Here is a 6,048-nt window from a genome sequence, read left to right as displayed (position 1 = left end):
CCGTCGCCGCGGGATGCGCCGCACGGTGCTGGGCGCGCTCGGCGCCGTGGCCGCCGGCCTGCTGATCGCCGTCTCGCCGCCGGACGCCGTCGCTGAAACGCGGGAAGACACGCGGGAAGACTCACGGGCTCGCGCGGGTTGCCCCGGACATGCGAGCCATCACCTACTCCCGCTTCGGCGGCGCCGACGTCCTCGAGCTCACCGACCAGCCCGACCCGAAGCCGGGGGCGGACGTCGTCGTCGTGCGCGTGCGCGCCGCGTCCGTGAACCCCGTCGACTGGAAGGTCCGCCAGGGCTACCTGGACGGCCTGTTCGACACGCAGTTCCCCGTCGTCCCGGGCTGGGACGTGGCGGGCGTCGTCGAGCAGGTCGGCCTCGACACCCCCGAGTACGAGGTGGGCGACGAGGTCTACGGGTACGTCCGCAAGGACTGGGTGCACGGCGGCACGTTCGCCGAGCTCGTCGCGGCGCCCGTGCGGACGCTGGCGCGCAAGCCGGTGTCGCTGAGCTTCGAGGAGGCGGCAGCGGTGCCGCTCGCGGGGCTCACGGCCTACCAGACCATCCTGCGCTCGGGCGTCCGCGAGGGGCAGACCGTGCTGGTGCACGCCGCGGCCGGCGGCGTCGGCTCCTTCGCCGTGCAGATCGCCCGCAGCCTCGGCGCGCGCGTGATCGGTACCGCGAGCGAGTCCAACCACGACTTCCTGCGCAGCCTGGGCGCCGAGCCCGTCTCGTACGGCGACGGCCTGGCCGACCGTGTGCGCGCCCTCGCGCCCGACGGCGTCGACGTCGCGCTCGACTACGTGGGGGGCGACGCCGTCGCGACGAGCGTCGCGCTCCTCGCCCCGGGCGGCACGGTCACGTCCATCACGGACGCGACGGCGCGCACCGAGCACGGCGGGCAGTACGTGTGGGTGCGCCCGTCCAGCGCCGACCTCGAGGCCCTCGGCGCGCTGATCGACGCGGGCAAGGTCGGCGTGGAGGTGGGGCAGGTCTTCGACCTCGCCGACGCCGCCGACGCCCACCGCGCCTCCGAGACCGGGCACGGCCGCGGCAAGATCGTCGTCCGCGTCTGACGCGCGGGCCGGGCGAAGACGTCCGGCCGGTGGTGCAGGTCCGGGCAGCAGGCGGCACGCTGGGCTCATGACGCCCTTCTCCCCCGAGGTGTACGCCGACCGCCGCCGCCGGGCCGCCGCTCAGGCGGCCGCCGCCGGCCTCGCCGGGGTGCTGGTGACCCCGGGCCCGGACCTGCGCTACTTCCTGGGGTACACCCCCGCCGCGGACACGGAGCGGCTCACGCTGCTGACGATCCCGGCGTCCGGCGACGCCGTCGCCGTCGTGCCCCGGCTCGAGGCGCACGACCTCGAGGTGGGCGCGGTCGGCGGCATCGAGGCGGTGGCCTGGTCGGACGGCGAGGACGAGCACGAGGTCGCCGGCCGACTCCTGCGCCCGGACGGCCGGTACGCGATCAGTGACGCGGCGTGGGCGCTGCACGTGCTGGGCCTGCAGCGCGCCCTGCCCGCGTCGTCGTACGCCGCCGTGACCGCCGTGCTGCCGATGCTGCGCGCCGCGAAGTCCCCCGAGGAGATCGCCCGGCTCGCCGCGGCCGGCGCGGGCGCCGACGCGGTGTTCGCCGAGATCGTCACCCGCCGGTTCGCCGGCCGCGCGGAGCGGGAGGTGTCCGACGACCTGGACGCGCTGCTGCGCGAGCACGGCCACGAGCAGGTCGACTTCACCCTCGTGTGCGCGGGCGAGAACGGCGCGGACCCGCACCACGAGGCCGGCGACCGTGTGATCCGCGAGGGCGACATGGTGGTCATGGACTTCGGCGGGCTCGCCGACGGCTACGGCTCCGACACCACGCGCACGGTGCACGTGGGTGAGCCGACCGCGCGCGAGCAGGAGGTGCACGACGTGGTGCGGGCCGCGCAGCAGGCGGGCGTCGACGCCGTCCGCCCGGGCGCCCGCTGCCAGGACGTCGACCGCGCCTCCCGGGCCGTCATCGCGGACGCGGGGTACGGCGAGTTCTTCGTGCACCGCACCGGCCACGGCATCGGCCTGACGACGCACGAGCCGCCGTACATGGTGGAGGGCGAGGAGACCCCGATCGAGGCCGGGATGTGCTTCTCCGTCGAGCCGGGGATCTACCTGCCCGGCGAGTTCGGCGTGCGCATCGAGGACATCGTCGTCGCGTTCCCGGCCGGCGTGCCCGGCCTGGCCGACACCCCCGACGCGGGCGTGCGGCTCAACATTTCGCCGCACGAGGTCACCCTCGTCGAGTAGCCCTTGCGCCGAACAGGTCAGCTGGGCGACGCCTTGCCGTGCCGCCAGTAGCCGACGAAGTCGATCGCCGTCTTCGGCCACTGCCGGTCGGCCACCAGGTGCCGGCGCACGCCCGCCGCGAGCGCCTGCTCCCCCGCGACGAGCGCGTAGCCCGGGCCGGCCGGGAGCTCCGCGCCGAGGACGACGGCGAGCGCGGCCCGGCCGGGCACCTCGCCGAGCGCGGGGTCGTCGGCGGCGGCACGGTCGCGCTCGACCCAGCGCAGGTCGACGCCGTCGGGCACGCGGAAGTCCTGGCGGTCGTCGGCCGTGGGCACCTCGACGACGGCGACGCCGCGCGCGTCGTCGGGCAGCGACTCGCAGATACCGGCGACGGCGGGCAGGCCGCTCTCGTCGGCGACGAGCAGCCGCCAGTCGCACGCGGCCTGCCGGTGGTGGTACGTGCCCTGGTCGAGGATGCCGACCCGGTCCCCCGGGCCGGCGGACAGCGCGAACCCCGCACCCGGGCCGAGCGGCTCGTGGCCGCCGTCCGCCGGGGCGGCGTCGTCGTGGCCGTGCAGCACGAAGTCGACGTCGATCTCGTGCAGCTCCGGCCGCGCGGCACGGATCGTGTAGTTGCGCACCAGCGGGCGGCGCGAGCGCGGCGTGGCCAGGTACTGCGCGTACCAGCCGAGGTTGGACGTGCGCGTCGGGAGCTTCAGCGCGTCCTGGCCCGGGCGCGGCAGGAACAGGCGGAACCACTGGTCGTCGCCCACGAGCGTGAGGCGGTCGATGTCGTCGATGCCGAGCGTGACCCGTTGCAGGTGCGGGCTCACGCGCTTCGTCGTGACGACCTCGGCGACGAGGACGTGCGGGTCGACCGGCTTCGACAGCGTTCGGGTGCTCACGTCGGTAAGGTTAGGCGAACCTCACACGATTTGACCAGGCCTTGTCACTGTCGCCGGTCGGCTCGTGTCCGACACTGGGCACGTGCCTCACCGCTCCCCGTCGCGCGCCGTGCCCGCGCTCCTCGTGCTCCTCGTGCCCCTGGCGGTCGGGGCATGCTCGCCGTCCGCCCCCGAGCCGACCCGGTCGTCGAGCGCATCCCCGAGCCCGACCCACGCGCAGGCCGCGCGCGTCGAGGTCGCGTCGGGCGACGTGACGCTGGAGGTGTCGGTCCCCGGCGCATCGCCGGACGACCCGCGCGTGCACGTCTCCACCGGCGAGGGCACGGCGACCGTGAGCCTGGAGCCGGCCACCGGCGACAGCGACGGCGACCCGCCCGTCATCGCCCTGGCGTCGGCCGGCACGTTCGAGCCGCGCGTGGACGGCAGCGTCACGGTGCGCGCCGACGGCACCGTGGTCGGCGGGCTGTCGGCCCCGCAGGGAGGGCGCCTGGTCGCGGTCGACGGCACGCACCTGGAGGTCCGGCCCGGGTCAGGCGAGACCCCGAAGGACGCGGCGGACATCACGACCGCCCTCGGCACGTCGGCGGTCGCGAGCACCGACTGGGGCGACCGGGAGGGCGGCCGGTCGCTCGCCGTCGTGCCGACGGACTGGGCGCGGGAGGCCGGGCAGGCCGGCACCGACCTGGCCTGGGCGGAGCTGGTGGCGGCCGACCCGGAGGTCGACACCGCGACGATGCACGACCAGCTCGAGTGCCACGCGATCGGCGCGCCGGACAAGGACTCGTGGAACCTGGAGCCGTGGCGTCCGGACGTCGGGCTGGTCGCCACGATGGCTGCGCGCTGCAACCCGACCCCCTGACCCCGCCGACCTCTTGACATATTCCGATATAGGCATAGGTTGGGTCCATGGCACGCGCAGCGACGACGACGGATGCGTTCAACGCGGTGGCCGAGCCCCGGCGCCGCGAGATCCTCGACGCGCTGGCGCAGCAGGAACGGGGCGTCGGCGAGCTCGCCGAGCTGCTCCACGTCGCCCAGCCGGTGGTCTCCAAGCACCTCAAGGTGCTGCGGGAGGTCGGGCTGGTCGAGGCCCGCGACGACGGCCGTCGTCGCCTCTACCGCACGGACGCCCGGCCCCTGCAGGAGATCCACGCGTGGGTCGGCCGGTACGAGCGGCTGTGGGAGGAGCGGTTCGAGCTCATCGACGAGCTGCTCGACACCCTGGAAGACACACCGGAGACCCCAGGAGAACGATCATGACCAGCACCACCACCGGCACCGCCGTCCTGACGCTGCCGAACGACACCGACATCCACGTCGTGCGCCGGTTCGCCGCCCCCGCGGCCACCGTCTGGCGCGTGTTCACCGAGCCCGAGCTCATCGCCCGCTGGTGGGCCGGCAGACGGGGCACGGTCACGAGCGTCGAGATCGACCCCCGCCCCGGCGGCACCTACCGCTACGTCATGCAGGCCGACGGCGGATTCGAGGTCGCCTTCCACGGCGAGTTCACCGAGGTGGTCCCCCCGGAGCGTCTCGTGCACACCGAGGTCTTCGAGGGCATGCCCGACGGCGACGCCGCGGCGACGCTCAACACGTACACGTTCACGGAGGACGACGGCGGCACCACGCTCACGCTGGTCACGCGCGCACCGAGCAAGGAGATCCGGGACGCGATCGTCGAGTCGGGCATGGAGGGCGGCATGCAGGAGGGCTTCGACCTCGTCGACGAGCTCGCCGCCGCCCTCGCCACCCGCTGACCCCGCGCCGAACAGGCGATTGCCACCGTGATGCGCCCCGGTCCGGCGCCATAGCGGTGGCAACCGCCTGTTCGGCGGAGGGCTGGTCCGGTCAGACGGCGGTGTAGCCGCCGTCGATCAACCAGTACGCGCCGGTGACGAACGACGCGTCGTCGGAGAGCAGGAAGCGCACCACGCGGGCGACCTCCTCGGGCTCACCGAGACGGCCGAGCGGGTGCTTGGCGACGAGCGCCTCGCGGGCCTCGGCGGGGAGGCTCGACTCGACCAGCGGCGTCCTGATGTACGCCGGGCCGACGGCGTTGATGCGCAGCCCCTGAGGGCCGTACTCCGCGGCGGCGTTCTTGGTGATGCCGACGACGCCGTGCTTGGCGGCCGTGTAGGCGCCGTTGCCGAGCGCTGCGACGGTGCCGTGGATGGACGCCATGTTGACGATCGCGCTCTCGCCCGCGCCGCGCTCGAGCATCGCCGGGATCTGCGCCCGCATGCCGTACAGCACGCCGTTGAGGTTGATGTCGATGACGCGGTCCCAGTCGTCGAGGTCGGTCTCCCCGGCCGGCGCCTGCGCACCGCCGATGCCCGCGTTGTTCACGGCGTAGTTGAGGCCGCCGAACGTGGCCTTCGCGAACTCGACGGCGTTGGCCGAGTCCTCCTTCACCGCGGTGTTCTGCTCGAACGCCACGGCCTCGCCGCCGGCGGCGACGATCTCGTCGGCGACCCGCTGCGCGGCGTCCCGTCGGATGTCGGTGACCACGACCTTGGCGCCGTGCGCCGCGAGCTCCTTGCTCACCGCCTCGCCGATGCCCGAGCCGCCGCCCGTCACGAGCGCCACCCGACCCGCGAGACTGCTGCCTGCCGCCATGTCCCTACTCCTTCGCACCACGCCCCGGCGGGCAGTGACGCGGTTGCGTGACGACGGCCCGGAGGGGCGAACGACCGCCCCGTCGACCTCGTGGGCCGGGGGCGCTGACCCTTCGACCGTAAGCCCGCGCGTCGGCCGCCGGGCCCGGTCGCGCTCGAACGTGACGCACTAGATGTGATGTCCAGGGAGGTTGTCCCGATCTCGTGACGACGACACGGAATCGGGTTACCGGATGACGAAGGCCTCCGGTTGTGAAGTGGAGCTGTCG

The 6,048-nt window shown here is 74.3% G+C and carries 7 protein-coding genes; 5 read left to right on the top strand and 2 right to left on the bottom strand.

Annotation, left to right across the window (positions count from 1 at the left end):
• Positions 1 to 149: 149 nt before the first annotated feature.
• Together ABZ493_RS21600 and ABZ493_RS21595 are read left to right on the top strand one after the other, a co-directional pair.
• A complete protein-coding gene (locus ABZ493_RS21600; protein ID WP_430584170.1) occupies positions 150 to 1,073 on the top strand; it encodes an NADP-dependent oxidoreductase in 924 nt (307 codons plus the stop codon).
• 67 nt (positions 1,074 to 1,140) lie between these two features.
• Entirely contained in the window at positions 1,141 to 2,280 is a 1,140-nt protein-coding gene (locus tag ABZ493_RS21595; protein WP_430584169.1) for an aminopeptidase P family protein, read from the top strand.
• Between the two features lie 17 nt (positions 2,281 to 2,297).
• Here ABZ493_RS21595 and ABZ493_RS21590 read toward each other — a convergent pair whose 3' ends face one another.
• A complete protein-coding gene (locus ABZ493_RS21590) occupies positions 2,298 to 3,164 on the bottom strand; it encodes a siderophore-interacting protein (protein WP_430584168.1) in 867 nt (288 codons plus the stop codon).
• A gap of 82 nt (positions 3,165 to 3,246) precedes the next feature.
• Here ABZ493_RS21590 and ABZ493_RS21585 point away from each other — a divergent pair, with 82 nt between their 5' ends.
• From ABZ493_RS21585 to ABZ493_RS21575, 3 genes are read left to right on the top strand one after another with little or no spacing between them, the layout of a single operon-like run.
• Positions 3,247 to 4,023 (top strand): DUF2599 domain-containing protein, encoded by a 777-nt coding sequence (locus tag ABZ493_RS21585; protein WP_430584167.1) that lies wholly within the window; start codon positions 3,247 to 3,249, stop codon positions 4,021 to 4,023.
• Between the two features lie 47 nt (positions 4,024 to 4,070).
• Positions 4,071 to 4,424, top strand: a complete 354-nt coding sequence (locus ABZ493_RS21580; protein ID WP_430584166.1) for a metalloregulator ArsR/SmtB family transcription factor — start codon at positions 4,071 to 4,073, stop codon at positions 4,422 to 4,424.
• Positions 4,421 to 4,921, top strand: a complete 501-nt coding sequence (locus tag ABZ493_RS21575) for an SRPBCC family protein (protein ID WP_430584165.1) — start codon at positions 4,421 to 4,423, stop codon at positions 4,919 to 4,921. Before ABZ493_RS21580 ends, ABZ493_RS21575 begins: the two co-directional genes overlap by 4 nt.
• A gap of 91 nt (positions 4,922 to 5,012) precedes the next feature.
• Here ABZ493_RS21575 and ABZ493_RS21570 read toward each other — a convergent pair whose 3' ends face one another.
• Positions 5,013 to 5,780 carry a glucose 1-dehydrogenase gene (locus ABZ493_RS21570; RefSeq protein WP_430584164.1) on the bottom strand — a complete coding sequence of 256 codons (768 nt, stop codon included), beginning with the start codon at positions 5,778 to 5,780 and terminating at the stop codon, positions 5,013 to 5,015.
• Positions 5,781 to 6,048: the final 268 nt, after the last annotated feature.

Origin of the sequence: Isoptericola sp. NPDC019482 (genome assembly GCF_040632295.1) — a bacterium.
Classification (GTDB): domain Bacteria; phylum Actinomycetota; class Actinomycetes; order Actinomycetales; family Cellulomonadaceae; genus Isoptericola.
The sequence above is the reverse complement of the archived record's forward strand: the minus strand, read 5'-3'. Positions and strand labels throughout refer to the sequence as shown.